This is a genomic window from Aeromonas sp. S41-2, from assembly GCF_027705845.1.
In the GTDB taxonomy this organism is placed as follows: domain Bacteria; phylum Pseudomonadota; class Gammaproteobacteria; order Enterobacterales; family Aeromonadaceae; genus Aeromonas; species Aeromonas hydrophila.
Map to the genome: position 1 here is coordinate 260596 of NZ_JAPDCG010000003.1, position 22965 is coordinate 283560.

Annotated in this window: 23 protein-coding genes; 8 read left to right on the forward strand and 15 right to left on the reverse strand. The window is 60.8% G+C overall.

Going from position 1 to position 22965, the window contains the following annotated elements; all coding sequences use genetic code 11:
- Nucleotides 1-10: 10 nt before the first annotated feature.
- From rbsC to OKC44_RS09195, 4 genes are all read right to left on the reverse strand, one after another.
- On the reverse strand, nucleotides 11-976 hold the full coding sequence (gene rbsC / locus OKC44_RS09180; protein ID WP_011706157.1) for a ribose ABC transporter permease: 966 nt from the start codon (nucleotides 974-976) through the stop codon (nucleotides 11-13).
- The gene (rbsA, locus tag OKC44_RS09185; RefSeq protein ID WP_043122877.1) at nucleotides 973-2505 is read right to left on the reverse strand and encodes a ribose ABC transporter ATP-binding protein RbsA; all 1533 of its coding nucleotides are present in this window, start codon (nucleotides 2503-2505) and stop codon (nucleotides 973-975) included. Before rbsA ends, rbsC begins: the two co-directional genes overlap by 4 nt.
- 18 nt (nucleotides 2506-2523) lie before the next feature.
- On the reverse strand, nucleotides 2524-2943 hold the full coding sequence (gene rbsD / locus OKC44_RS09190; RefSeq protein WP_011706155.1) for a D-ribose pyranase: 420 nt from the start codon (nucleotides 2941-2943) through the stop codon (nucleotides 2524-2526).
- A 198-nt stretch (nucleotides 2944-3141) separates the two neighbouring features.
- Nucleotides 3142-3759, reverse strand: a complete 618-nt coding sequence (locus OKC44_RS09195; protein WP_270812401.1) for a glutathione S-transferase family protein — start codon at nucleotides 3757-3759, stop codon at nucleotides 3142-3144.
- Nucleotides 3760-4059: 300 nt separating this feature from the next.
- On the opposite strand from OKC44_RS09195, the gene OKC44_RS09200 reads away from it, so the two are divergent.
- Together OKC44_RS09200 and OKC44_RS09205 are read left to right on the forward strand one after the other, a co-directional pair.
- A complete protein-coding gene (locus tag OKC44_RS09200) occupies nucleotides 4060-4797 on the forward strand; it encodes a hypothetical protein (RefSeq protein WP_270812740.1) in 738 nt (245 codons plus the stop codon).
- Nucleotides 4798-4869: 72 nt separating this feature from the next.
- Nucleotides 4870-5547, forward strand: coding sequence for a DUF2987 domain-containing protein (locus tag OKC44_RS09205; protein ID WP_042066299.1), 678 nt, complete (start codon nucleotides 4870-4872; stop codon nucleotides 5545-5547).
- An 84-nt stretch (nucleotides 5548-5631) separates the two neighbouring features.
- Here the strand turns inward: OKC44_RS09205 and ttcA are convergent, their stop codons facing one another.
- From ttcA to ccoN, 11 genes are all read right to left on the reverse strand, one after another.
- Nucleotides 5632-6540, reverse strand: coding sequence for a tRNA 2-thiocytidine(32) synthetase TtcA (gene ttcA / locus OKC44_RS09210; protein ID WP_011706151.1), 909 nt, complete (start codon nucleotides 6538-6540; stop codon nucleotides 5632-5634).
- 67 nt (nucleotides 6541-6607) lie between these two features.
- Entirely contained in the window at nucleotides 6608-7552 is a 945-nt protein-coding gene (gene uspE, locus OKC44_RS09215) for a universal stress protein UspE (RefSeq protein ID WP_005300766.1), read from the reverse strand.
- 134 nt (nucleotides 7553-7686) lie between these two features.
- On the reverse strand, nucleotides 7687-8442 hold the full coding sequence (locus OKC44_RS09220) for an FNR family transcription factor (protein ID WP_005300768.1): 756 nt from the start codon (nucleotides 8440-8442) through the stop codon (nucleotides 7687-7689).
- Nucleotides 8443-8510: 68 nt separating this feature from the next.
- Complete coding sequence (locus tag OKC44_RS09225; protein ID WP_024945239.1) at nucleotides 8511-9197, reverse strand: sulfite exporter TauE/SafE family protein; 687 nt, start codon at nucleotides 9195-9197, stop codon at nucleotides 8511-8513.
- Nucleotides 9181-9372 carry a cbb3-type cytochrome oxidase assembly protein CcoS gene (ccoS, locus tag OKC44_RS09230; RefSeq protein WP_005300771.1) on the reverse strand — a complete coding sequence of 64 codons (192 nt, stop codon included), beginning with the start codon at nucleotides 9370-9372 and terminating at the stop codon, nucleotides 9181-9183. The genes OKC44_RS09225 and ccoS overlap by 17 nt, the downstream gene beginning before the upstream one ends.
- 127 nt (nucleotides 9373-9499) lie before the next feature.
- On the reverse strand, nucleotides 9500-11899 hold the full coding sequence (locus OKC44_RS09235) for a heavy metal translocating P-type ATPase (protein WP_270812406.1): 2400 nt from the start codon (nucleotides 11897-11899) through the stop codon (nucleotides 9500-9502).
- A gap of 92 nt (nucleotides 11900-11991) precedes the next feature.
- Nucleotides 11992-12480 (reverse strand): FixH family protein, encoded by a 489-nt coding sequence (locus OKC44_RS09240; protein WP_011706148.1) that lies wholly within the window; start codon nucleotides 12478-12480, stop codon nucleotides 11992-11994.
- 118 nt (nucleotides 12481-12598) lie between these two features.
- Nucleotides 12599-13588 carry a cytochrome-c oxidase, cbb3-type subunit III gene (ccoP, locus tag OKC44_RS09245; protein ID WP_011706147.1) on the reverse strand — a complete coding sequence of 330 codons (990 nt, stop codon included), beginning with the start codon at nucleotides 13586-13588 and terminating at the stop codon, nucleotides 12599-12601.
- Entirely contained in the window at nucleotides 13588-13767 is a 180-nt protein-coding gene (locus OKC44_RS09250; protein WP_005300779.1) for a CcoQ/FixQ family Cbb3-type cytochrome c oxidase assembly chaperone, read from the reverse strand. The genes ccoP and OKC44_RS09250 overlap by 1 nt, the downstream gene beginning before the upstream one ends.
- Before the next feature lie 12 nt (nucleotides 13768-13779).
- Nucleotides 13780-14394, reverse strand: a complete 615-nt coding sequence (ccoO, locus tag OKC44_RS09255; RefSeq protein ID WP_005300783.1) for a cytochrome-c oxidase, cbb3-type subunit II — start codon at nucleotides 14392-14394, stop codon at nucleotides 13780-13782.
- Nucleotides 14395-14410: 16 nt separating this feature from the next.
- The gene (gene ccoN, locus OKC44_RS09260; RefSeq protein ID WP_016350679.1) at nucleotides 14411-15835 is read right to left on the reverse strand and encodes a cytochrome-c oxidase, cbb3-type subunit I; all 1425 of its coding nucleotides are present in this window, start codon (nucleotides 15833-15835) and stop codon (nucleotides 14411-14413) included.
- A gap of 283 nt (nucleotides 15836-16118) precedes the next feature.
- On the opposite strand from ccoN, the gene OKC44_RS09265 reads away from it, so the two are divergent.
- From OKC44_RS09265 to OKC44_RS09290, 6 genes are all read left to right on the forward strand, one after another.
- Entirely contained in the window at nucleotides 16119-16577 is a 459-nt protein-coding gene (locus OKC44_RS09265) for a hypothetical protein (RefSeq protein WP_270812407.1), read from the forward strand.
- A 110-nt stretch (nucleotides 16578-16687) separates the two neighbouring features.
- Nucleotides 16688-17146 (forward strand): GAF domain-containing protein, encoded by a 459-nt coding sequence (locus tag OKC44_RS09270; RefSeq protein ID WP_044799975.1) that lies wholly within the window; start codon nucleotides 16688-16690, stop codon nucleotides 17144-17146.
- Between the two features lie 101 nt (nucleotides 17147-17247).
- The gene (gene proQ / locus OKC44_RS09275; protein WP_017410055.1) at nucleotides 17248-17886 is read left to right on the forward strand and encodes an RNA chaperone ProQ; all 639 of its coding nucleotides are present in this window, start codon (nucleotides 17248-17250) and stop codon (nucleotides 17884-17886) included.
- Between the two features lie 8 nt (nucleotides 17887-17894).
- On the forward strand, nucleotides 17895-19910 hold the full coding sequence (gene prc, locus OKC44_RS09280; protein WP_016350681.1) for a carboxy terminal-processing peptidase: 2016 nt from the start codon (nucleotides 17895-17897) through the stop codon (nucleotides 19908-19910).
- 134 nt (nucleotides 19911-20044) lie between these two features.
- Complete coding sequence (pepN, locus tag OKC44_RS09285; protein ID WP_270812411.1) at nucleotides 20045-22669, forward strand: aminopeptidase N; 2625 nt, start codon at nucleotides 20045-20047, stop codon at nucleotides 22667-22669.
- Nucleotides 22670-22741: 72 nt separating this feature from the next.
- The gene (locus OKC44_RS09290; protein ID WP_005300804.1) at nucleotides 22742-22963 is read left to right on the forward strand and encodes a DUF2835 domain-containing protein; all 222 of its coding nucleotides are present in this window, start codon (nucleotides 22742-22744) and stop codon (nucleotides 22961-22963) included.
- Nucleotides 22964-22965: the final 2 nt, after the last annotated feature.

The following is a 22965-nucleotide window of genomic DNA, read 5'->3' on the forward strand; positions in this document are numbered from 1 at the left end:
TTGTGTGTGCTTACTTGCTTTTGTTATCGATCATCACGGCGAGCAAAATCACGCTGGCCTTGGCGATCATCTGGTAATAGGACGATACGTCGAGCAGGTTGAGGGCATTGTTGAGGAAGCCGATGATGAGCGCCCCGATCAGGGTACCCATGATGCGGCCCTTGCCCCCCATCAGGCTGGTGCCACCCAGCACCACGGCGGCGATGGCATCCAGCTCGTACCCCATGCCGGCGGTCGGCTGGGCGGAGGAGAGGCGGGAAGTGACGATGAGCCCGGCCAGTGCCGACAGCATGCCGCACAGACCATACACCGCGAGCTTGACCCGGTCCACATTGATGCCGGAGAGGCGGGTGGCCGATTCGTTGCCACCGAGGGCATAGATGTAGCGACCCAGGCGAGTGTGGTTGAGCATGAACCAGGCCAGCAGGAAGACGATGGCCATCAGCCAGATGGGCACCGGCAGACCGAACAGGTAACCGGTACCCAGCCAGGCGAAGTGATCGGCGCCGTCACTGAAACCGGTGGAGATGGGGCGCCCCTCGGTATAGACCATGGTGACGCCGCGCAGGGCGGTCATGGTGACCAGGGTGGCGATGAAGGCCTGCACCTTGCCCTTGGCAATGATGAGACCGCTGATGCCGCCAAGCAGGGCGCCGGCCCCCAGGGTGAGGGGGATCACCAGGGCGATGGGCAGCTCCATGGCGACCATGGTGGCGGCCAGGGCGCCGCACAGGGCCAGTACCGAGCCGACCGACAGATCGATGCCGGCGGTGAGGATGACCAGCGTCATGCCGACTGCCATGATGGCGTTGACCGAGGTCTGGCGCAGGATGTTGAGCAGGTTGTCGGCGGTGAAGAAGTTGGGGCTCAGGAAGGAGACCACGCCGATCAGCACCAGCAGCGCGACCAGGGATTTGTTCTCGATCCACCAGGCCTTGCTCATGACGCCGCGGCGGGAAAGGGTTTGGGTTGTCATTGTGCTGCCTCTTGCTCTGCTTGCCACTGTTTACCGACTGCCGCTGCCATCAGCTTCTCCTGATTGGCATCGCGGGTGTTGAATTCTGCGCTGATGCGCCCTTCGTGCATCACCATGATGCGATCACTCATGCCGAGCACTTCCGGCATTTCGGAGGAGACCAGGATGATGCTCATCCCCTCCTTCTTGAACTGGTTGATGAGCTGATAGATCTCCTTCTTGGCGCCGACATCGACGCCGCGGGTCGGCTCATCCAGGATCAGCACCTTGGGCCTTGTCAGCAGCCCCTTGGCGATGGCCACCTTCTGCTGGTTGCCGCCGGAGAGGAGCTTGATCAGCTGATCCTGACTCGGGGTCTTGATGTTGAACAGGCGCACATAGTCGCCCACCGCCTGGCGCTCGGCCTGGCCGTCAATCTTGCCGTGGCTGATGAACTCGCCAAGGGCGCACAGGCTCATGTTTTCGCGCACCGACAGCTCCAGCACCAGGCCGTCGCCCTTGCGATCCTCGGAGATGTAGGCGATGCCGGCGGCCAGACCATCGGCCGGGCTTTTGGGGACCAGTGCATGGCCATCCACGGTAATGTCACCGGCGCTGATGGGGCTGGCGCCGTAGATGAGCTTCATCAGCTCGGTACGCCCGGACCCCATCAGGCCGCTGAAGCCCAGAATTTCACCCTGACGCAGGGAGAAGCTCACTCCGCGCACGCCGGGGCCGGCCAGATCCTTGACCTGCAGGCTGACCGGGCCGAGCTCGCGGGCGAGGCGCGGGTACTGCTCTTCCAGCCGGCGACCCACCATCATCTCGATGATCCTGTCTTCGTCGAGCTCGCTCACCGCCTGCTCGCCGATCCACTTGCCGTCCCGCAGCACGGTGACCCGATCACAGATTTCGAAGATCTCCTTCAAGCGATGGGAGATGTAGACGATGCCGCAGCCTTGCTCACGCAGCTCGCGGATAACCACGAACAGCTGCTCGGTCTCGGTGTCGGTGAGGGCATCGGTGGGCTCGTCCATGATGATGACGCTGGCATCGAACGACAGCGCCTTGGCGATCTCCACCATCTGCTGTTCACCGATGGAGAGATCCCCGAGCCGGGTATCCGGGCCGTGTTTGACGCCAAGCCGTGCCAGCAGGGTGCTGGCCCGTTCGCGCAGCTGTTTGTGGTCGATGCTGCCAAAGCGGGTACGGGGTTCGCGGCCGAGGAAGATGTTGGCGGCGATCGACAGCTCAGGCAGCAGGTTCAGCTCCTGGTGGATGATGCTGATCCCTTGATCCTGAGAGTCGCGGGGCCCCTTGAAGTGAACCGGCTGGCCGCGATAGCTGATGCTGCCCGCATCGGCCTGGTAGATGCCGGTCAGTACCTTCATCAGGGTCGACTTGCCGGCGCCGTTTTCGCCGAGCAAGGCCATCACCTGACCCGGATAGACCTTGAGGCCCGCCTCATCGAGGGCGCGTACCCCGGGGAAGGTCTTGATGATCCCGGAAAGAGCCAGAATGGGCGAGGGGAGCATATTGGCGTTGCTCATAGCTGCTTCCTTGGGAATTTAAAACGCCACGCCGGCGCAGAGAATGAGGTTGGCGTAGGGGGTCACCTCGCCGCTGCGCACGATGGCCTTGCTCTGGTGGGAGCGAGCCTTGAACGCTTCGTGCAGGCAGTACTCGATGGTGATGGGCTTGCCCTGGGCGGCGGCGTGCGCCTCCAGCTGATCCACCAGCGCCTGATGGGCGGCGGGGCTGATCTGCTTGATCTCGCTTGCCATGATCACCTTCTCCACCACCAGGTCGGTGAGCAGGGCGGTCAGCACGGTTTCAAGGCTCGGCGTCCCCGCCATCAGCGCCAGATCGATGCGCTCCGGGCCGGCCGGAATGGGCAGGCCGGCATCGCAGACGGTGATCTCGTCGGTGTGACCCATCCGTGCCACCAGGGCACTCAGGGGAGCATTGAGCAGTACGCCTCGTTTCATACAGCACCTCGGCAGGCTATGCCCGCGTATCTGATGTTAGCTAGGCAACCGGTTACGCAACCGGTTGCGTTATGAGGTGGAAGATAGGCGTTCAGGAGGTTTTGATCCACCAAGAGATGGCAGAAATGTGAAAACGATCTCAATGCGGGGCAAACATAAAGTACAAATGGGGACAGCAGAGCGCTGGCCCGCAGGGGATTAAACGATCAGCGCCTGTTGTACTGCGGGACGGGCTAGCACCCGCGCCGTGTGGGCGGCCACCCTGGGGAACTCGTCGATGGCGATCCCGTCACTCTTGAGCCAGCTGGCCACCACGAACAGGTAGATGTCGGCCAGGCTGAAACACTCTCCCAGCACCCAGGGACCGGCGAGATAGTGGTTTTCTATTTGGGAGAAGCCATCGCGCATGTTGCGCGGCACCTTGGCCTGCATGGCGGCGATGGCCTGCTCATCATCGGCCCAGCGGGCCGCACGCCGGCTATGGGCATGGGCGACGTGCACAGTAGAGGCGAGGAAGCTGTTGACCTCCTGCATGCGGGCCAGCAGGAAAGGATCATTGAGGGGGGCGAGTTTGGCATCCGGGAAGCGCTGCGCCACATAGAGCAGCAAGGCCGGGGTTTCGGTGAGCACGCCCCGCTCGGTCACCAGCGCCGGCACTCGGCCTTTGGGATTGATGGCGAGGTAGGCGGGGGAGCGCTGCTCGCCGCTGGCGAAGTCCACGCGCCTTATTTGGTGAGGTGCGCCAGCCTCCACTAGGGCGATACGAACCGCCATGGCACAGGTGCCGGGGGTGAGGTAGAGGGTCAGTTCTGACATGGTCGATATCCTTTATCGAACGGGTGTGCATGAAATCCGCCGCCCAATGAGCAAGCTGGCGGCGCTTTGGGCATCCTACCCCCATGCGTCAGGGGAACCAAGCGGGTATTGCGAGTCAGGTGGGTGAGTGGGCCTGGGAACCCGGCTTTGTCCGGAAAAATGCCACGGCTCCCTGTGAAATCAATGAGTTTCTGAACGGCAGATAACAGGAAAAACGGCTACGCATGCCGGGTCAAATCGCTATAATGTGCTCCTTGAATAGCAGTTTTTCGGATGTTGGATAGTCAATTGAGTAACAAAATGCGGATAGGTGGTTCCCTCGAACAGTCCCTGAGCCAGGGATATCGTCTCGACCTCAAGGGGGTATTGCAGGAGAGCTGGCAACAGACGCGGCGCACCGGATTCGGCTTGCTGCTGGCCATCGTCGGGGTGACGGCCATCTGGATGCTGCTGAGCAACACCCTGCTTGCCCCCTACGTCAATCAGGAAGGGGGGATGGACGTGGCCCTGGTGCTGAGCCTGCTCATCACCATCATCATGTCACCCATGACCTCCTCCCTCGACATGCTGGGCTTACAGCAGTCGGTGGGGGTGCGTGCCCGGCCGAGCCAGGTATTCGACTTCTTTCGCCACTTCCTGCGCCTTGGCAGCCTGAGCCTGCTCGGCAGCCTCATCACCAGCCTGTTCGGTCCGCTGTTCGAACTGCTGGGTCTGTCGGTGATGATGGCCTTCATTCCATCGGCCCTGATCGGCATGGGGCTGGTGTTTACCGTGCCGCTGGTGCTGGAGCGCGGCCTGTCGCCGGTGCAGGCCATCCTGGTTTCCCTGCGGCTGTTTGCCCGCGGCTGGCCCAGCATAGTGCTGCTGCACGGGGTCATGATGGCGCTGTTCTTCCTGGCGCTGATCCCCATGGGGCTCGGACTTATCTGGGTGGCACCGCTCTATTTCAACTGCAAGGGGATCCTCTACCGGGATCTGTGCGGGGTGGCGGTCGAAGTGACCGAGGTGAGCCAGGGCCCCGATCATTTCAACGCCTGACGGGCATGCAGGGCGTCAGACAACAGCAACAGATAGTGGCGCGTGCAGATGCGTGATGCAAAAGGATGGCATATGAACAATCGATACGGGATGGCGGCCGCGCTGCTGATGGCGCCCATGCTGGCAGTGGCGCAGCCCTCCCTTGAGCTGCAGTACGGCACCTTCTACAGCCAGATGAAGACCTTCGCCAAAGGGGAGTTTGGTCACGCCAGGCTGGGTTTTTATCTGACCGATCAGCAAAATGGCCGGCGCTGCCTGCTCACCTCGGCCCGGGTCTCGACCCTGGATCGGGACGTGGCGGCCGAGGTGACCATCGACAGCGAATTGCGGCTGCCCTATGACGACGACTTGAATCTCGACAAGGCGACCGTGGTGGTGGGACTCACCGAGCCTCACGAGGCCTGCGATCTGTCGGTACAGGTGATGGCGGACGTGCCGCCGCCGGCAGACAGTCGGTGGGAGCTCAAGGTGAGCGAGCTGACGGGGCGCCAGCACGACATGCAGAGCCTGCTGGAGAAGCTGGCCGGCATGGTCGGCAAATATTTCCTGCCCGAGATGACGGGGGTGAGGGTCAGCCTGGTGCAGCCAAGCGGTACCGCCTACCTCATCGACGGTGCTCGCCAGCTGCCGCTGCCCTGGCAGGAGGGGCAACTGCTGCTGAGCAACGCCCAGCTGGCGGAGTTTGCCGAGGGCAAGCTGCAGCTGCAGGGGGAGATCCTGCGGCTGACCCCCTGGCTGCACAAGGGCTAGCCCATCTTGAGCCGCCACTAAGGGTGGCCGGCATAAAAATGAAAAAGGAGCGCGATGCGCTCCTTTTTTATGGTTGAGGTGGGCTTAGCGCACCTCAATGACGTCCAGCATGTCCATCTCGTCGATGTCCAGCAGCGGCGCCTTGGGCAGCTCGGGCGGATCAAACGCCTTGTCGCCGCCGTCGATGATGCCGGAGTCGCGGTTGATGCTCTTGAAGTCAAACAGCTTGTGATCGAGCAGGTGGCTCGGGATCACGTCCTGAATGGCGGTGAACATGGTCTCGAGACGACCCGGGAAGCGGCGATCCCACTCCTGCATCATCTGCTTGATGGCCTGGCGCTGCAGGTTCTCCTGAGAGCCGCACAGGTTGCACGGGATGATGGGGAAGGCCTTGACCTCGGCATAGCGCACTAGGTCCTTCTCCTTGCAGTAGGCGAGCGGGCGGATCACCACGTTCTTGCCATCGTCGCTCACCAGCTTGGGCGGCATGGATTTGAGCTTGCCGCCGTAGAACATGTTGAGGAACAGGGTCTCGAGGATGTCATCGCGGTGGTGGCCAAGGGCAATCTTGGTGCAGCCCAGCTCCTGGGCGGTGCGGTAGAGAATGCCGCGGCGCAGGCGGGAGCAGAGTGCGCAGGTGGTCTTGCCCTCCGGCACCTTCTCCTTGACGATGGCGTAGGTATCTTCTTCGACGATCTTGAAGTCGATACCGAGGGTGGTCAGGTATTCGGGCAGCACGTGCTCGGGGAAGCCGGGCTGCTTCTGATCCAGGTTGACCGCCACCAGATCGAAGTGGATGGGGGCGCTGGCCTTCAGGCTCATCAGAATGTCGAGCATGGCGAAGCTGTCCTTGCCGCCGGACAGGCACACCATGACCTTGTCACCCTCTTCAATCATGTTGAAGTCGGCGATGGCCTGACCTACGTTGCGCCGCAGGCGCTTCTGCAGTTTGTTGAAACTGTATTTTTCTTTGGCGTTAAGCTCTTCTAGCATGACCTGAAACCCGGGACAAAAATAAGCGGCTTATTATAGCCATGTCCCGGGGGAGGGCAAGAAAGGCTTATGCTGGACGGCGGCTATCGACCGGGCAGCTGTAATCGGCGGGCTTGAGGATCAGCATGTCGCAGGCGAGGCGATCCACCACGTGTTCGGCGGTGTTGCCGAGCAGGGCGGCGGAGAGCCCGGTGCGACCGACGCACCCCATGATCATCAGGGTGGCCTGCAGCTCGCCGGCGAGGTCGGGCAGCACCTCCTCGGGCAGGCCTTCCGCCACCCGGGTCCAGAGATGGCCGATGCCATATTTGTCGGCGTGGCTCAGCAGCAGGCTCTCATGGTGTTTGCGAATGGCGTCGTTGTAGGCGTTGGGGTCAAACTCCGGCAGCTCGATGGCCACGTTGACCGGGGTGCCCGGATAGGTGTTGACCAGATAGAGGTTGGAGCCGAGCAGCTCGGCGATGGCGATCCCCTCTTCGGTGATCCGCTCGTTGAGCAGCTTCTGATCCTGATCGTCGCTGGAGCAATTGATGGCGGCGATGATGTTGCCGCCCCGCTGCCAATGACCCTCTTTCACCAGCAGTACGGGGCAGGGGCACTTGCGCAGCAGATGCCAGTCGGTGGGGGTGAAGATGAAGGTTTGCAGGAAGGAGTGGTGGTGGGTGGCCTTGACCACCAGATCGTGGCGTTGCTCCAGCACTTCCTGAATGATGCATTCGAAGGGTCGGTTGTGCCAGACCACCTTGATCTCGCAATCCAGTCCCCGGGCGCGGTAGGGTTTGAGAATGTCGTCGAGCCATTCGCGGCGCTGGGCAATCACTCCGTGGCGCATCTCTTCCCGCTCATCCACCGACAGCATGGCGGTCATTTCATACGAGAAGTCGTAAATGGTGAGCAACAGGGTCAGTTGGGCGCCTTCATCCAGCTCGGCTACCTTGACCGCTCGTTCGAGGGCGATTTGCCGCTCTTCTTCCGGGTTGATGACCACCAGAATTTTTCGGTACTTGACCATGTTCTCCTCCTCCTTGGCAAAAATACCAATGATGGCAGACCTTTAGCCATTACAGCTTAGCTCAGGAGGAGAAGGGGGGACGTGTGCCGGATCAAATTTCGGGGTAAACCGATCCGGCACCAGAGAGAGGAAGCTTAACCGCAGGGGGGGCGGGTTGCACCGGCCATGACGCCGAGGGCGACGTGATCCAGAACGGTAATATATTTGCCCTTGACGCTGATGAGACCGGACTTCTGGAAGCGGCCCAGCAGGCGGCTGATGGTCTCGACGGTGAGGCCGAGGTAGTTGCCGATGTCGCCGCGGGTCATGGAGAGGCGGAACTCCTTGGCGGAGAAGCCACGCTCGGAGAAGCGCACCGACAGGTTGTGCAGGAAGGCGGCGAGGCGCTCTTCGGCATTCTTCTTGGAGAGCAGCAGGATCATCTCCTGGTCGCCCATGATCTCGTTGCTCATCAGCCGCATGATTTGCTGGCGGAGCTTCGGCATCTTGCCGGAGAGATCGTCCAGCACGTCGAACGGGATCTCGCACACCATGGCGGTTTCCAGCGCCTGGGCGAAGGAGGGGTGCGCCTGCTTGTGGATGGCGTCAAACCCAACCAGATCGCCAGCCAGGTGGAAGGCAGTGATCTGCTCGTCACCCTGCTCGGTGATGGTGTATGACTTGATGGTCCCGGAACGGATGGCGTAGAGCGACTTGAGCTCATCGCCGGCCTTGAACAACTCTTCACCCTTCTGGATCGGCTTCTTGCGCTCAATGATGCTGTCCAGCTGATCGAGCTCGTTGTCGTTCAGAGTGAAGGGAATGCAGAGCTGGCTGATGCTGCAATCCTGGCAATGAATTGCACAGCCACCGCTCTGAATACGTCTGCCAGGTTTCTTTTCCGGGATCATAGGCTCATACGAATAATTGATTTATATCAAACAAGTTTACCATCAACTCATCCGTTTTGGATAGGGTTTCAAAAGGACGCAATCCCGATCCAGAGGGTATGCAGCCCGTATGCGATGAGCAGCAGGGCCCCACCAAGGCGCAAACTGCGCAGGGTCAGCCAGTAGCGCAGCCGATCCGCCAGCCCCCCTAGCGCAAACAGGGTTGGCAGGGTGCCGAGGCCGAAAAAGAGCATGATCAGCGCTCCGCCGCCAGCGGATCCCGCCGCTGCGCTCCAGGTCAGCATGGAGTAGACCAGCCCGCAGGGGAGCCAGCCCCACACCATGCCAAACGGCAGTGCCTGCCAGGCCGAGGTGAAGGGGATGAACTTGCCCGCCAGCGGCTTGAGGCGGGGCCACAACCTGGCGCCAATGCGCTCGAGCAGCAACACTCCCTGCCACCAGCCGGCGAGATAGAGCCCGAGAGCAATCATCAGGAAGGCCGCCACCAGCCGCAGGCCGGCGATGGCGTGCTTGCCCGCGCCGAGTTCACTGGTGGTGGCCAGCAGTCCCCCGACCAGGGCACCGGCAATCACATAGCTCAAGATCCGGCCGAGGTTGTAGTTGAGCAGGTAACCGAGCCGACCCCAGAAGTGCTGCTTCTCGGCAGGAATGGCCATGGAGAGGGCGGCGGAGACACCGCCGCACATGCCGATGCAGTGGCCGGCGCCAGCCAGTCCCACCAGCAGGGCGCCCAGCAGATCAAGGGTGGCCGTCATCTTTGTGCTCGTGCTCGGCGTGTTTGGGGGCGGGTTGCTCTTCATCGAACAGGATATTGGAACCCTGGCGGTCGAGATCTTCAAACTGTTCGGAGCGAATGGCCCAGAAGAAGACGGCGCCGGCGATGATGACGAAGAGGATGGCGATGGGGATGAGGACGAAGATGATGTTCATGCAGCAAGCCTTGCAATGAAAGGGGTCATGGTACACCCGTTGGTGGCCGCAGACCCGTCGATTTGAGGGTGAAGGGAGCCTGAGCGGAGCCAGATCCCTTCACCCTGTCTGTCCCTGTGGCCACGGCTCAGCGGTTGAGCCGCATGGAGTTGGTGACCACGATGAGGGAGCTCAATGACATGCCCGCCGCCGCCACGTAGGGGGGCAGCCAGCCGCTCGCCGCCAATGGCAGCACCAGCAGGTTGTAGCCGATGGACCAGGCGAAGTTCTCCTTGATGATCTTGCGGGTGCGCAGCGCCAGGGCGCGGGCATCCAGCAGGCGGGAGAGATCGTCGGCCAGCAAAATGGCGTCGGCGCTGTTCTTGGCCAGATCGGTGCCGCCGGCCATGGCGAAGGAGGCGTGGGCGCCGGCCAGCACAGGGGCGTCGTTGATGCCATCTCCCACCATGATGCTGATGTCGCCATGGGCCTCGTGCTCCTTGAGATAAGCCAGCTTGCCATCCGGCGTGACACCCTTGACCAGCTCATCGACCCCCAGCTCGCGGGCCACCTCGTCGGCCTGGGCCGAGCTGTCGCCGGTGAGAATGGTGGTCTTGAGGCCGGCAGCCTTGAAGGCCTGGATCAGCGCCTTCGCATCGGGGCGCAGGGTGTCGGTCAGCAGGAAACGGGCGAGCGCCCGATCCTCGTCGGCCAGGTAGATGACCAGCCCGTCCGCTCGTGTTTCTTGGGCATCGCTGATGCCGAGCCAGCGGGCACTACCGAGCCGATAGTGGCGACCGTCGATCACCCCCTCGATACCGTGTCCGATGACGGGGGTCACCTTGCTGGCCGCCAGCAGCACGGCGTCCTCTGCGGCCTTGCTGCGAAAGGCGCGGGCGATGGGGTGTTCGGAATAGGCCTCCAGGGCGCGGGCGATGGCATGGCAGCGCGCCGCGTCGAGATTACCCAAGGCTTCTGTCTCGGTGAGGCTGATGTTGCCCGTGGTCAGGGTGCCGGTCTTGTCCATCACGATGCGGTTGGCCCGGGTCAGCACGTCCAGCACGTGGCCGCGGCGCAGCAGGATGCCGGCGCGGGTCAGGCGGGCGGTAGCCGAGGTGAGCGCGGTGGGGGTGGCCAGCGACAGGGCGCAGGGGCAGGTCGCCACCAGCACCGCCAGGGTGACCCAGAAGGCCTGCTCCGGCTGATGGAAGTGCCAGAAGGTCCAGACGCCAGCGGCGATGAACAGCAGCACCAGAATGAAGTGGCGGGAGAGCACGTCCGCCATCTGGGCGATGGCCGGTTTGTCGTCCAGCGCGTGATCCTGTAGCCGCATGATCTGGGCCAGGCGCGACTCTTCGATGCGATGGCTGACCCGAATTTCGAGGGGGGCGTCGGTGTTGATGGTGCCGGCGTAGACGGGATCCCCCGCCTGTTTGAGCAGCGGCAGCTGTTCACCGGTCAGCATGGATTCGTTGAGGCTGGCCTGCCCAAGCAGGATGATGCCATCTGCCGGCAGGGTGGCCCCCGCCAGCACTCGCACCCGATCGCCCACCTGCAGCGTCTTGGCGGCCACCTCGTGTTCGCCATCCTCATCGAGCCGGGTGGCCATGATGGGCACCAGCCGCGCCAGGTTGGAGCTCGACTCGGAGGCCTTGCGTCTGGCCCGCAGCTCGAGGAAGCGCCCCAGCAGCAGGAAGAAGACGAACATGGTGATGGAGTCGTAATAGACCTCACCGGTATTGAACACGGTGGCCCACATGGAGGCGACGAAGGCACCGATCAGCGCCAGCGACACCGACACGTCCATGGAGAGGTGCCCCTGCCTGAGGCTGCGCCAGGCGCCCACGTAGAAGGGCTGGGCCGAGTAGATCATGATGGGGGTGGAGAGCAGCAGACTTATCCACTTGAAGTAGACCATGAACTCCTCTTCGACACTGATGAAGAGGTCCATGTAGAGCGCCACCGCGCACATCATCACCTGCATAGAGCCGAGCCCCGCCAGTGCCAGCCGGAACATGTAGCTGCGCACCTCTTTGGCGTAGAGTGCTTCCTGCTGGTGAGTCTGGAAGGGGTAGGCGCGATAGCCGATCTTGGCAAAGCCCTTGAGGATATCGCTCAAAGAGAGCCGGTCCGGATCCCACTTGATGCGGGCCCGGTGGGTGGTGGTGTTGACGTTGATGTAGTGCAGCCCGGCCAGGTTGCCCAGATGGCGTTCGATGAGCCAGGCACAGGCGGCGCAGGTCAAGCCTTCCACCGTCAGCTGGATCTCGCGCACCTTGTGGCTGCCGGTGGCGCTGTCGGTGACAAAATCCTGCTGCACTTCGGCCAGATCGTAGTGGGTGAGGGCGGCGAGCTCTGCGGGTACCAGCTCGCCCTTGGTGCCGGGGGCGGTGCGGTGCTCGTAGTAGCTGGCCAGGCCGCACTCCAGAATGGTTTCCGCCACCGCCTGACAACCGGGGCAGCACATGGGCTGGACTATGCCTTTTATCTCGAGGGCATAGCGGCTGCCGGCGGGCACCGGCTCACCACAGTGAAAGCAGCCGCTCATGACAGCTGGCCGCAGGCTACCCGGCCTGTCGGCAGAAACAGTGAAGCGCCGGTTGCTGCCAGCGTGTCATGGTGAACAGGACGGCTCATGACTCAGCGTCCTTTGGGATCGAGTTCGACGGGGGCCTTGGTGGGGAGCTGGACAGTCTCTTGCAGCCGCCATTCGTGGTTGAAGGCATCCACCCGCACGTGCCACTTGCCGGTGAGCGGCTTGTCGAGCAGCAGGCGATAGACGCCGTTGCCGTCGGCGGTCACCATGTGCTCGCTGTCCATGCCGGCGAGGGTGGGGTGAAACAGGGAGAGGTAGAGCGCCTGGCCGGCCGGGATATCACCCGACAGCGGCTTGAGGGTCAGCTCGTTGCCGTTGACCTCCAGCGCGATGTGGATGTTGAGGGCTTCGGAGCGATCAAACTTGCTGAGATCCTGATTAATCTCTTTGCCTTGCTTGTAATAGTCTTCGGCCACTAGGTTGACGCCATCCTTGCTGGCGATGATCGCCGTGCTGATGCTGCCGATCACGGCTGCGGTCGGGAGGGCGATGATGAACCAGGGCCAGAATTGGCGATACCAGGGTTGGGACATAGTGCTACTACCGTGAAACCAGTGATTAACGAAACAGAGGAATTTCAGTCAACACAAGATAACAAAAAGCCTCGAAGAGTCGAGGCTTTTTGCTGAGTAATCACGTGTTTATCACATGTTACTGCTTATTTTGCTGGTCGTTGTGGGACAAGCTGTAAACGTAGGAGGCGAGCAGGTGCACCTTGTCTTCACCCAGAATATCCTTCCAGGCCGGCATCACGCCGTGGCGACCGTGGGTAATGGTCTGCTCGACCACCTGACGGGAACCGCCGTAGAGCCAGGTGTTGTTGGTGAGATCAGGCGCCCCGAAGGCGATGCCGCCCTTGGCGTCCGGACCGTGACAGGCGGCGCAGATGGTAAAGCGCGCTTCACCCTTCTTGGCTTCCACCATGTCCACCTTGCGACCGGAGAGGCTCAGCACGTAGGAGGCCACTTCCTTGACTCCGTCCTTGCCGAGGATCTCGCCCCAGGCTGCCATCACGCCCTGACGACCACCCATGATGGTGGTCTTGATCTGGTCGGGCGCACCGCCCCATTGCCATTCGCTGTCGGTCAGGTTCGGGAAACCGCGACCACCGCGGGCGTCGGAGCCGTGGCACTGGGAGCAGTTCTGCAGGAACAGACGCTGACCCACCTTGCGGGCTTCCGGATCGGCGGCGATCTCTTCGATGGCGCGATAGGTCTTGCCATCGGCCTGATAGGCCAGCTCGCGGAACTTGGCACCGTAGATCTCGTCGGCCTTGATGAGCTCGCGATCGTACTCCACTGCGCGCCCTTCGGCCTTGGCGGAGGCCGCCGCAGCCTTGGACTCGGCCAGCGAGCGTACGTCCTGGTTGGAGCTCTGCCAGCCCAGTACGCCCTTGAAGTTGCCAAGGCCCGGGAAGGCAATCAGATAGACCAGACCGGTGACGATGAAGAAGAGGAACATGTAGGTCCACCACTTCGGCAGCGGGTTGTTGATCTCTTCGATGCCGTCGAAGGCGTGTCCCATGGACTTGCCCTCTTCCACCCCCATCTTGTCGCGCAGGCACCAGACCAGCAGCAAGAAGCAGCCGAGGATGGTCCCCAGACTGATGACGGTGACAAAAATGCTAAACAAAGTGCTCATTATTGTTTCGCTCCTGCGTTCTTGTTATCAGCACTGGGTTGCTCGTCGTCGGCAAAAACCAGATTGGCAGCCTCGTCGAAGGAGGTCTTGCGGCGCTTGCTGTAGGCCCAGACGATGATGCCGATCATGATGGCCATCAACAGCAGGGTATACAGGCCGCGAAATGTGCCGTAATCCATATCCTGACTCCTTTATTTCAGGGCATGACCCAGTGATTGCAGATAGGCTACCAGCGCATCCAGCTCGGTCTTGCCCTTCACGGCCTCACCGGCACCCTGAATGTCGGCATCCGTGTAGGGTACGCCGAAGTGATCGCGGAACAGGGCCAGCTTCTTGCCGGTCAGTTCACCGGTCAGCACGTTGGTGTCGAGCCAGGGGAAGGCGGGCATGTTGGACTCGGGCACCACGTCGCGCGGGTTGATCAGGTGGGCACGGTGCCAGTCGTCGGAATAACGACCGCCGACTCGGGCCAGATCCGGACCGGTACGCTTGGAGCCCCACAGGAAGGGGTGCTCCCACACGCTCTCACCGGCGACCGAGTAGTGGCCGTAACGCTCGGTTTCGGCGCGGAACGGACGGATCATCTGGCTGTGGCAGACGGTGCAGCCTTCGCGGATGAAGATGTCGCGCCCTTCCATCTGCAGAGCGGTATAGGGTTTGAGGCCCTCGACCGGCTCAGTGGTCTGCTTCTGGAAGAACAGCGGGGTGATTTCGACCAGGCCCCCCAGGCTGATGGCAAATATGATGCCGACCACCAGCATGGGAACGCTCTTTTCAAAGATCTCGTGACGGTTATTGTTGCTCATGCTTTGACCTCTTCAATCATGCTGGCTGTGCGACAGGTTCCAGGGAACCTTTGGGCGCAGTGATGGTGCGATAGGCGTTGTAGGCCATCAGCAACATGCCGGTGACAAAGAAGCAGCCACCCAGGAAGCGCACGAAGTAGAAGGGATAAGAGGCCTGCAGCGCTTCTACGAAGCTGTAGGTCAGGGTGCCGTCGTCGTTGACCGCACGCCACATCAGACCCTGCATCACCCCGGAAATCCACATGGCGACGATGTAGAGCACGGTGCCCACGGTGGCCAGCCAGAAATGGACGTTGATGAGCTTGATGCTGTACATGCGGCCCTGGCCGAACAGGTTCGGGATTAGGTGGTACACGGCTCCGATGGAGACCATGGCAACCCAGCCCAGTGCACCGGAGTGGACGTGACCGATGGTCCAGTCGGTGTAGTGGGAGAGGGCGTTGACGGTCTTGATCGCCATCATCGGGCCTTCGAAGGTGGACATGCCGTAGAACGACAGGGACACGATCAGGAAGCGCAGGATGGGGTCGTAACGCAGTTTGTGCCAGGCACCGGAGAGGGTCATGATGCCGTTGATCATGCCGCCCCAGGAGGGCACGAACAGGATCAGGGACATCACCATGCCCAGCGACTGGGCCCAGTCAGGCAGCGCGGTATAGTGCAGGTGGTGCGGACCGGCCCAGATGTAGAGGGAGATCAGCGCCCAGAAGTGAACGATGGAGAGACGGTAGGAGTAGACCGGACGACCCGCCTGCTTGGGCACGAAGTAATACATCATGCCGAGGAAGCCGGCGGTCAGCAGGAAGCCTACCGCGTTGTGGCCATACCACCACTGCACCATGGCATCCATGGCGCCGGAGTACATGGAGTAGGACTTCATGCCGGAAAGCGGCACTTCCATGTTGTTGACGATGTGCAGCACTGCCACCGTGATGATGAAGGCACCGAAGAACCAGTTCGCCACATAGATGTGGGAGGTGGTGCGCTTGACCAGGGTGCCGAAGAAGACCACGGCATAGGCGACCCAGACGATGGTGATGGCGATATCAATCGGCCATTCCAGCTCTGCGTACTCCTTGGAGGTGGTGTATCCCAGCGGCAGCGAAATGGCGGCCGAGAGGATGATCGCCTGCCAGCCCCAGAACACGAAGGAGGCAAGCTTGCCGCCGAACAGTCGGGTTTGACAGGTGCGTTGCACCACATAGAAGGAGGTCGCCATCAGGGCGCTACAGCCAAATGCGAAGATGACCGCGTTGGTGTGCAGAGGGCGAAGGCGACTGTAAGTCAGCCAGGGAGTATCAAAGTTGAGGGCAGGCCAGATCAACTGGGCTGCGATCAGTACGCCAACCGACATGCCGACAATTCCCCAGACAATCGTCATGATGGTGAACTGGCGAACAACGGTGTAGTTGTACTCAGGATGGTTAGTTGTATGGCTCATCGTTGTATTCCGCTTCCGATGCTGCTGTTGTTTGATTTTGTGTCCAGTGACCTGGACCGACTTCATTGGCTACTGCCTTTTCTCTTGTTAACAACTGTTAATAAAAGGAAAAGCAAAAAGTAGCTAAATGAAAATTCAATGGGAATGATACTGAACTGACAGGTAAAATAACAGTATAAACAGTGATATATTTGGCTCCGTTGGGTCTCGCCTGTTCAATTATTTACCTTGCGCGAGATCACGAAAATGTCATTTTTCAGACATCTTACAAGGCTGTTTTTTCATGAAAGAGAGACTCACTTCACGCAAAATTGTCCATTTGGCGATCGTCCTGGCCATTTTGCTCGGATTGGTTGCCTATCGAACCTGGTTCGGCAACGCGCAGACCGCGGTGGCGGGATCAGAAAAAGATCAGATTTGTGATCTGTCCCACACCAGCTGCAACACCCGGTTGGGCGACAAGTCGTTGACCGTGCGTCTTGCCTCGCTGCCGGTGCAGGCCGAACGTGACTTTGTGATACAGCTTCAGGGCGGCGATCCGGCCGTGACGCCGGTGAAGGCGTGGCTGGAGGGGCGGGACATGTTCATGGGGACCATTCCGGTCAACTTTGAGGCCACCGAGCAGGGCTGGCAGGGGACTACCCTGGTGGGATCCTGCACCTCGCCGCTGATGGTCTGGCTGCTCAATATCGAGTGGAGCAATGGCCAGCGCCAGCAACTGGCGCTCTCCGTCGCCCGCTAAACGCCTCGCCTGATTGAAGAAAGGATGGGGGGTGAGGTGAAAATTGATTTGAATTTTTCAGGCGGAGCGTTACCTTGCACTGATTGTCAGGGAGTGAAGTTCATTTAATCATGATTGAAAAACAAGCATTTTATCGCACCCTCAACCAGCAGGCCCAAGCATTGCTGGAAGGAGAGCCGGATCTCATCGCCAACCTGGCCAACCTGTCTGCACTGCTCAACCAGGAGCTGGCCGACATCAACTGGGTCGGCTTTTACCTGTTGCAGGGCGAGACGCTGGTGCTCGGCCCGTTCCAGGGCAAGCCGGCCTGCGTGCGCATTCCGGTCGGGCGCGGGGTATGTGGTACGGCAGTGGCCGAGGGTAAGACCCAGCTCATCGACGACGTGCACCAGTTTGAAGGTCACATCGCCTGCGACGGTGCCAGCAATGCCGAAATCGTGATCCCGCTGCGGCATGGTGGCGAGATCATTGGCGTACTGGATATCGATAGTCCAATCTTTAACCGCTTTGATGCGCAAGACCGGATTGGACTGGAAGAAACGGTGCAAATTTTGGAAAGCATGCTCTAAGTCATTGCTTGATGGTTCGCAAAAGGCCCCAAGCTCTCTATAATGGGGCCTTTGTTGTGCTCGGGTGTGCCCGCGCGTTTATATGAAAGCCAAGGTTATACATGGAAAACACTGAGAAGCTGAAGAACAGTAAAGAGATCGTTGCCTACCTGGTCGAGAAATTCCCGGCCTGCTTCATTGCTGAAGGAGAGGCCAAGCCGCTCAAGATTGGCATCTTCCAGGATTTGGCCGAGCGTCTTGCTGACGACGCCAGAGTCTCCAAGACCATGCTGCGTTCTGCTCTGCGTCAATACACCTCCAGCTGGCGTTACCTGCATGGCCTCAAAGCTGGCCAGGCCCGTGTCGATCTGGACGGCAATCCGGGCGAGCTGCTCACCGAAGAGCACATCGAGCACGCCAAGCAAGCCCTCAAAGAGAGCAAAGAGCGTGTCTTTGCCAGCCGTCGTACCAACACCAAGGAAGAAAAGGCCAAACAGCCACGTCGTCCTGCCCCGCGCAAGGCCGATGCTGCCGCCAAATCCGACAAGCCGAAAGCCGCTCCCAAGGCTGCTCCCGCTGCTGTCGAAGCACCGCTGGTCAAAGTGGATGCCGCTACCCTGAAAGTGGATCAGGGCGTCCGGGTTGTGCTGGGCAAGTCTCCGGTGCCGGCCACCATCAAGGAAGTGACCAAGGATGACGTTCAGGTTCAATTGCAGACCGGCATGATGCTGCGGGTCAAATTCGAGCACCTGGTTCTCTAAGGAGACAAATGTTGAAGCATGGCGTAATTCGTTTTTCCCTCGTTGCCTGTAGCCTGGCGCTTGCCGGGCTTGCACAGGCCATCGAGCCGGTGCTCAAGGAAAGTGATTTGCCTGTGTTGGCTCAGGAGAGCCAACATGCTACGGCTAGCAAGCGAATTGCCAATCTGTTTACCCGCTCGCATTACAAGCAGTTCAAGCTGGACGATGCCTTTTCCTCCGTGATCTTTGACAAGTATCTGGAGAATCTGGACTACAGCCGCAACCTGTTTCTGGCCTCTGATATCAGCCGCTTTGAAAAGTACCGTACCGGTTTTGACACCGACCTCGAAAGAGGACGGCTGGCCCCGGCTTACGAGATGTTCAATCTGAGTCAGCAGCGGCGTTATGAGCGGTTCGAATACGCCCTCAAACTGCTCGATACTCCTTTCGATTTTACCCAGCCCGACAACTACATCTTTGATCGGGAAGGGGCGGCCTGGCCGAAAGACGAAGCCGAACTCAACGAGTTGTGGCGCCAGCGGGTCAAGTTCGATGCTCTGAGCCTCAAGCTCAGCGGCAAGGAGTGGCCCGAGATCAAGGAACTGCTTGGCAAGCGTTACAACAACGCCATCAAGCGGATGTCCCAGACCGAGAGCGAGGACGTGTTCCAGCTCTTCATGAACTCCTTCGCTCGCGCCATCGAACCGCACACCAGCTATCTGTCTCCGCGCAGCGCCGATCGTTTCAACACCGAGATGAACCTCTCGCTGGAGGGGATTGGTGCCGTGCTGCAGGCCGAGGATGACTTCACCGTCATTCGCTCCCTGGTGCCCGGTGGTCCTGCTGCCAAGTCCAATCACCTCAAGCCCGATGACAAGATCGTCGGGGTAGGGCAGGACGACGGCAAGATTGTCGATGTGATCGGCTGGCGTCTCGATGACGTGGTCGAACTCATCAAGGGACCAAAAGGCAGCAAGGTGAAGCTGGAGATCCAGCGTGGCAAGGGCGCCGCCGCCAAGACCGAGCAGATCGAGCTGGTGCGTGACAAGGTGCGCCTGGAAGACCGAGCCGCCAAGTCCAAGGTGATCACCGCCGAAGGCAAGAAGATCGGGGTGCTCGAGATCCCGAGTTTCTACGTCAACCTGCACGATGACGTGATCAAGGAGCTCTCCAGCCTCAACAAGCAGAAGATCGATGGCCTCATCGTCGATCTGCGTGGTAACGGCGGCGGTGCGCTGACCGAAGCCTCTGCCCTGAGCGGCCTATTCTTCGCCAGCGGTCCCGTGGTGCAGATCCGGGATCACATGGGCCGCATCACCGTCAACGGTGATGACGACGGCAACGTCTACTACGGCGGTCCCATGTCGGTGATGATCGACCGCTACAGCGCCTCGGCTTCCGAGATCTTCGCCGCCGCCATGCAGGATTACGGCCGAGCCCTGATCCTCGGCGAGAACTCGTTCGGCAAGGGCACGGTGCAGCAGCATCGCAGCCTCGCCAAGGTGTACGACTTCTACGAGCAACCGCTCGGTCACGTGCAGTACACCATCGCCAAGTTCTACCGGATCAACGGTGGCAGCACCCAGAACAAGGGCGTCGCTCCGGACATCAGCTTCCCGACTGCGGTGGCACCGGAAGAGACGGGCGAGAGCCGCGAGTTCAATGCCTTGCCGTGGGACAAGATTGCATCGGCCAAGTACGACAAGCTCGGCAACTTCGCCAGCCTGCTGCCCAAGCTGCAGTCTGCCCACGAGGCACGGATCAACAAGGATCCGGAGTTTGCCTACGTGATGCAGGACATTGCCGACTACAAGGAGGAGAAAGACAAGAAGTCGGTCTCCCTCAACGAGGCGGAGCGTCTGGCGGATCAGGCCAAGCAGGACGAGAAGGCTCTCAAGCGTACCAACGAGCGCCTTGCCCGTCTCGGCAAGCCGGCGGTGAAGAGTCTGGATGAACTGCCCGCCGATTTCGAGGCTCCCGACGAGTATCTGGTCGAGGCAGCCAACATAACGGCGGACCTGGCCAAGCTCAGCAAACGCAGCTGATCATCGGTGAGTCAATTAATCAACAAGGGCGACTGAGGTCGCCCTTTCTTTTGCCTGAATGCAAACTATTTGACCCTGCCAACCGGTTGTGACAGCCTCTGACACGTCAATTACAAGCGTGGAAGCAAACAATAATGACCGATCACTCCCAGGCCATGACGGCCAAATATCGCCAGGATTACCGGGCTCCGCTCTACTGGATCGACAGCATCGATCTCGACTTTCAACTGCAAGAGCCGCTGACCCAGGTGACCGCCATTTCCCGTCTGCGACGCAATGGCGAGCACAATGAACCGCTGGTGCTGGATGGAGAAGGCCTCTCCCTGCACAGCGTCAGCGTGGACGGGGTACCCTTCACCCAGTACGAGCAGGGCGAGAGCAGCCTGACTCTGTTCAACCTGCCGGCCGAGTGCGTGCTGACCATAGTCACCCTGCTGGATCCGGCCGCCAACACCGCGCTGGAAGGGCTCTACAAGTCCGGCGACGCCTACTGCACCCAGTGTGAGGCGGAAGGGTTCCGGCGCATCACCTATTACCTGGACCGGCCCGACATTCTGGCCCGTTACAGCACCCGCATCACCGCCGACAAATCCCAGTTTCCTTTCCTGCTCTCCAACGGCAACAAGGTCGACAGCGGCGATCTGGGTGACGGCCGCCACTTCGTGCAGTGGCAGGATCCCTTCCCCAAACCGAGCTACCTGTTTGCCCTGGTGGCCGGGGACTTCGATGTGGAGCGCAGCCATTACGTCACCAAGAGCGGCCGCAAGGTGGCCCTCGAGATCTTCGTCGACAAGGGCAACCTGGATCGCGCCGGTTTCGCCATGGAGAGCCTCATCAACTCGATGCGCTGGGACGAGCAGCGCTTCGGCCTCGAGTACGACCTCGACATCTATATGATCGTGGCGGTGGACTTCTTCAACATGGGCGCCATGGAGAACAAGGGGCTCAACATCTTCAACTCCAAGTTCGTGCTGGCCAATCCGGCTACCGCCACCGACAGCGACTACCACGGCATCGAACGGGTGATCGGCCACGAATACTTCCACAACTGGACCGGCAACCGCGTCACCTGTCGCGACTGGTTCCAGCTCAGCCTGAAAGAGGGGCTGACGGTGTTCCGGGATCAGGAGTTCTCTTCCGATCTGGGCTCGCGCGGGGTCAATCGCATCAACAACGTGCGCACCGTGCGCGGCCCGCAGTTTGCCGAAGATGCCGGTCCCATGGCGCACCCCATCCGCCCGGATGTGGTGATCGAGATGAACAACTTCTACACCCTGACCGTCTACGAGAAGGGCTCGGAAGTGATCCGCATGCTGCACACCCTGCTGGGTGAGGCCGCCTTCCAGGCAGGCATGCGCCTCTATTTCGAGCGCTTTGACGGTCAGGCCGTCACCTGTGACGACTTCGTGCAGGCGATGGAAGATGCCTCCGGGGTCGATCTCGGCCGCTTCCGCCGCTGGTACAGCCAGTCCGGTACCCCCGAGCTCACCGTGACCGACGAGTACGATGCCGAAAGCGGCGTCTATCGTTTGCACGTGAGCCAGCACACCCCGCCGACCCAGGATCAGCCGCAAAAACTGCCGCTGCATATTCCACTCGACATCGAACTCTATGACGAACAAGGTGCCGTCATTGCGCTGCAATATCAGGGTAAGGCCATTGGCAACGTACTGGACGTGCTGGAAGCGGAGCAGACCTTTGTGTTTGATCGGGTGGCGGTCAAGCCGGTGCCCTCCCTGCTGCGGGACTTCTCCGCGCCGGTCAAGCTGCATTTTGACTACAGCGACGAAGCGCTGGCCTTCCTGATGCGCCATGCCCGCAACGAGTTTGCTCGCTGGGATGCGGCGCAGATGCTGATCAACAAGGCAGTCATCGAAGGCGTGGCCCGGGTCCAGCACGGGCAGGGGGTTGAGCTCTCCCAGACTCTGCTGGCGGCCTTTGTCGCCATTCTGGACGATGGCGAGCTGGACCCGGCCCTCAAGGCGGAGATCCTGGCGCTGCCGGGTGAAGCGACCCTGGCCGAGCTGTTCGAGGTGGCCGACATCGATGCCATCCATCAGGTGCGCAACGAGATCCACACCTCGCTGGCCCACGCCTTCGGTGCCCGTCTGACGAGCAGTTACGAGGCGCTGCGCCTGCCGGCGTATCAGGTGGTGCATGCCGACATGGCCAAGCGGGCCCTCAAGGGGGTCGTGCTGGGCTATCTGGCGGCGCTCGACGCCGGCAGTGCCGATCTGCTGGTACGCCAGCAATATGCCACCGCCGACAACATGACCGACACCCTGGCGGCGCTGCAGGTGGCCAACAGCCATCTGCTGCCGTGCCGTTCCGAGCTGCTGGCCGACTTCGAAGGCAAGTGGGCCAAGGACGGGCTGGTGCTGGACAACTGGTTGCGACTGGTGGGCTCCAAGCCGGCGGAAGACGTGCTGGAGGAGGTAAAGCTGGCGATGGCGCATCCCACCTTCAGCATCCGCAACCCGAACCGGCTGCGGGCGCTGGTGGCTAGCTTTGCCATGAACAACCAGGTGCAGTTCCATGCGCGCGATGGTCGCGGCTACCGCTTCCTGACCGACCTGCTGATCGAGCTCAACGAGGTCAATCCGCAGGTGGCCTCCCGCCTCATCACCCCGCTCATTCAGTTCAAGCGGCTCGATGAGGGGCGCAAGGCGCTGATCCGCACCGAGCTGACCCGTCTGGCCAACCTCGGGGGGCTGGCACGGGATCTGTTCGAGAAAGTGAGCAAGGCACTGCAGCAGTAAACCCGACGGGGTGGGGGAGCCATCTCCCACCCTTTCAACCCCCGGGCCGTTTATCAGACCAGAGGAGTCATCGTGAAGCAGTTTACCTTTCGCCTGTCCCTGAGCCACGACGAGGTCATGCTGATGTATCAGGGCCATGCCAAACGTCTGGTGGTACGCAGCGAGCAGGGGCTGACCCTGGAGCTGGGCATTGAGAAAATCCGGCCTTTCGTCGCCATCAGCGGGGTACATGGCTATTTTCGCCTCAAAACCCAGGACGATTATCGCTTTATCAGCCTCGAACGCATAAATTAACA

Coding starts and splice junctions, on each gene's coding strand:
- rbsC (WP_011706157.1), bottom strand. CDS start 976: ATGACAACCCAAACCCTTTCCCGCCGCGGCGTCATGAGCAAGGCCTGG.
- rbsA (WP_043122877.1), bottom strand. CDS start 2,505: ATGAGCAACGCCAATATGCTCCCCTCGCCCATTCTGGCTCTTTCCGGG.
- rbsD (WP_011706155.1), bottom strand. CDS start 2,943: ATGAAACGAGGCGTACTGCTCAATGCTCCCCTGAGTGCCCTGGTGGCA.
- OKC44_RS09195 (WP_270812401.1), bottom strand. CDS start 3,759: ATGTCAGAACTGACCCTCTACCTCACCCCCGGCACCTGTGCCATGGCG.
- OKC44_RS09200 (WP_270812740.1), top strand. CDS start 4,060: ATGCGGATAGGTGGTTCCCTCGAACAGTCCCTGAGCCAGGGATATCGT.
- OKC44_RS09205 (WP_042066299.1), top strand. CDS start 4,870: ATGAACAATCGATACGGGATGGCGGCCGCGCTGCTGATGGCGCCCATG.
- ttcA (WP_011706151.1), bottom strand. CDS start 6,540: ATGCTAGAAGAGCTTAACGCCAAAGAAAAATACAGTTTCAACAAACTG.
- uspE (WP_005300766.1), bottom strand. CDS start 7,552: ATGGTCAAGTACCGAAAAATTCTGGTGGTCATCAACCCGGAAGAAGAG.
- OKC44_RS09220 (WP_005300768.1), bottom strand. CDS start 8,442: ATGATCCCGGAAAAGAAACCTGGCAGACGTATTCAGAGCGGTGGCTGT.
- OKC44_RS09225 (WP_024945239.1), bottom strand. CDS start 9,197: ATGACGGCCACCCTTGATCTGCTGGGCGCCCTGCTGGTGGGACTGGCT.
- ccoS (WP_005300771.1), bottom strand. CDS start 9,372: ATGAACATCATCTTCGTCCTCATCCCCATCGCCATCCTCTTCGTCATC.
- OKC44_RS09235 (WP_270812406.1), bottom strand. CDS start 11,899: ATGAGCGGCTGCTTTCACTGTGGTGAGCCGGTGCCCGCCGGCAGCCGC.
- OKC44_RS09240 (WP_011706148.1), bottom strand. CDS start 12,480: ATGTCCCAACCCTGGTATCGCCAATTCTGGCCCTGGTTCATCATCGCC.
- ccoP (WP_011706147.1), bottom strand. CDS start 13,588: ATGAGCACTTTGTTTAGCATTTTTGTCACCGTCATCAGTCTGGGGACC.
- OKC44_RS09250 (WP_005300779.1), bottom strand. CDS start 13,767: ATGGATTACGGCACATTTCGCGGCCTGTATACCCTGCTGTTGATGGCC.
- ccoO (WP_005300783.1), bottom strand. CDS start 14,394: ATGAGCAACAATAACCGTCACGAGATCTTTGAAAAGAGCGTTCCCATG.
- ccoN (WP_016350679.1), bottom strand. CDS start 15,835: ATGAGCCATACAACTAACCATCCTGAGTACAACTACACCGTTGTTCGC.
- OKC44_RS09265 (WP_270812407.1), top strand. CDS start 16,119: ATGAAAGAGAGACTCACTTCACGCAAAATTGTCCATTTGGCGATCGTC.
- OKC44_RS09270 (WP_044799975.1), top strand. CDS start 16,688: ATGATTGAAAAACAAGCATTTTATCGCACCCTCAACCAGCAGGCCCAA.
- proQ (WP_017410055.1), top strand. CDS start 17,248: ATGGAAAACACTGAGAAGCTGAAGAACAGTAAAGAGATCGTTGCCTAC.
- prc (WP_016350681.1), top strand. CDS start 17,895: ATGTTGAAGCATGGCGTAATTCGTTTTTCCCTCGTTGCCTGTAGCCTG.
- pepN (WP_270812411.1), top strand. CDS start 20,045: ATGACCGATCACTCCCAGGCCATGACGGCCAAATATCGCCAGGATTAC.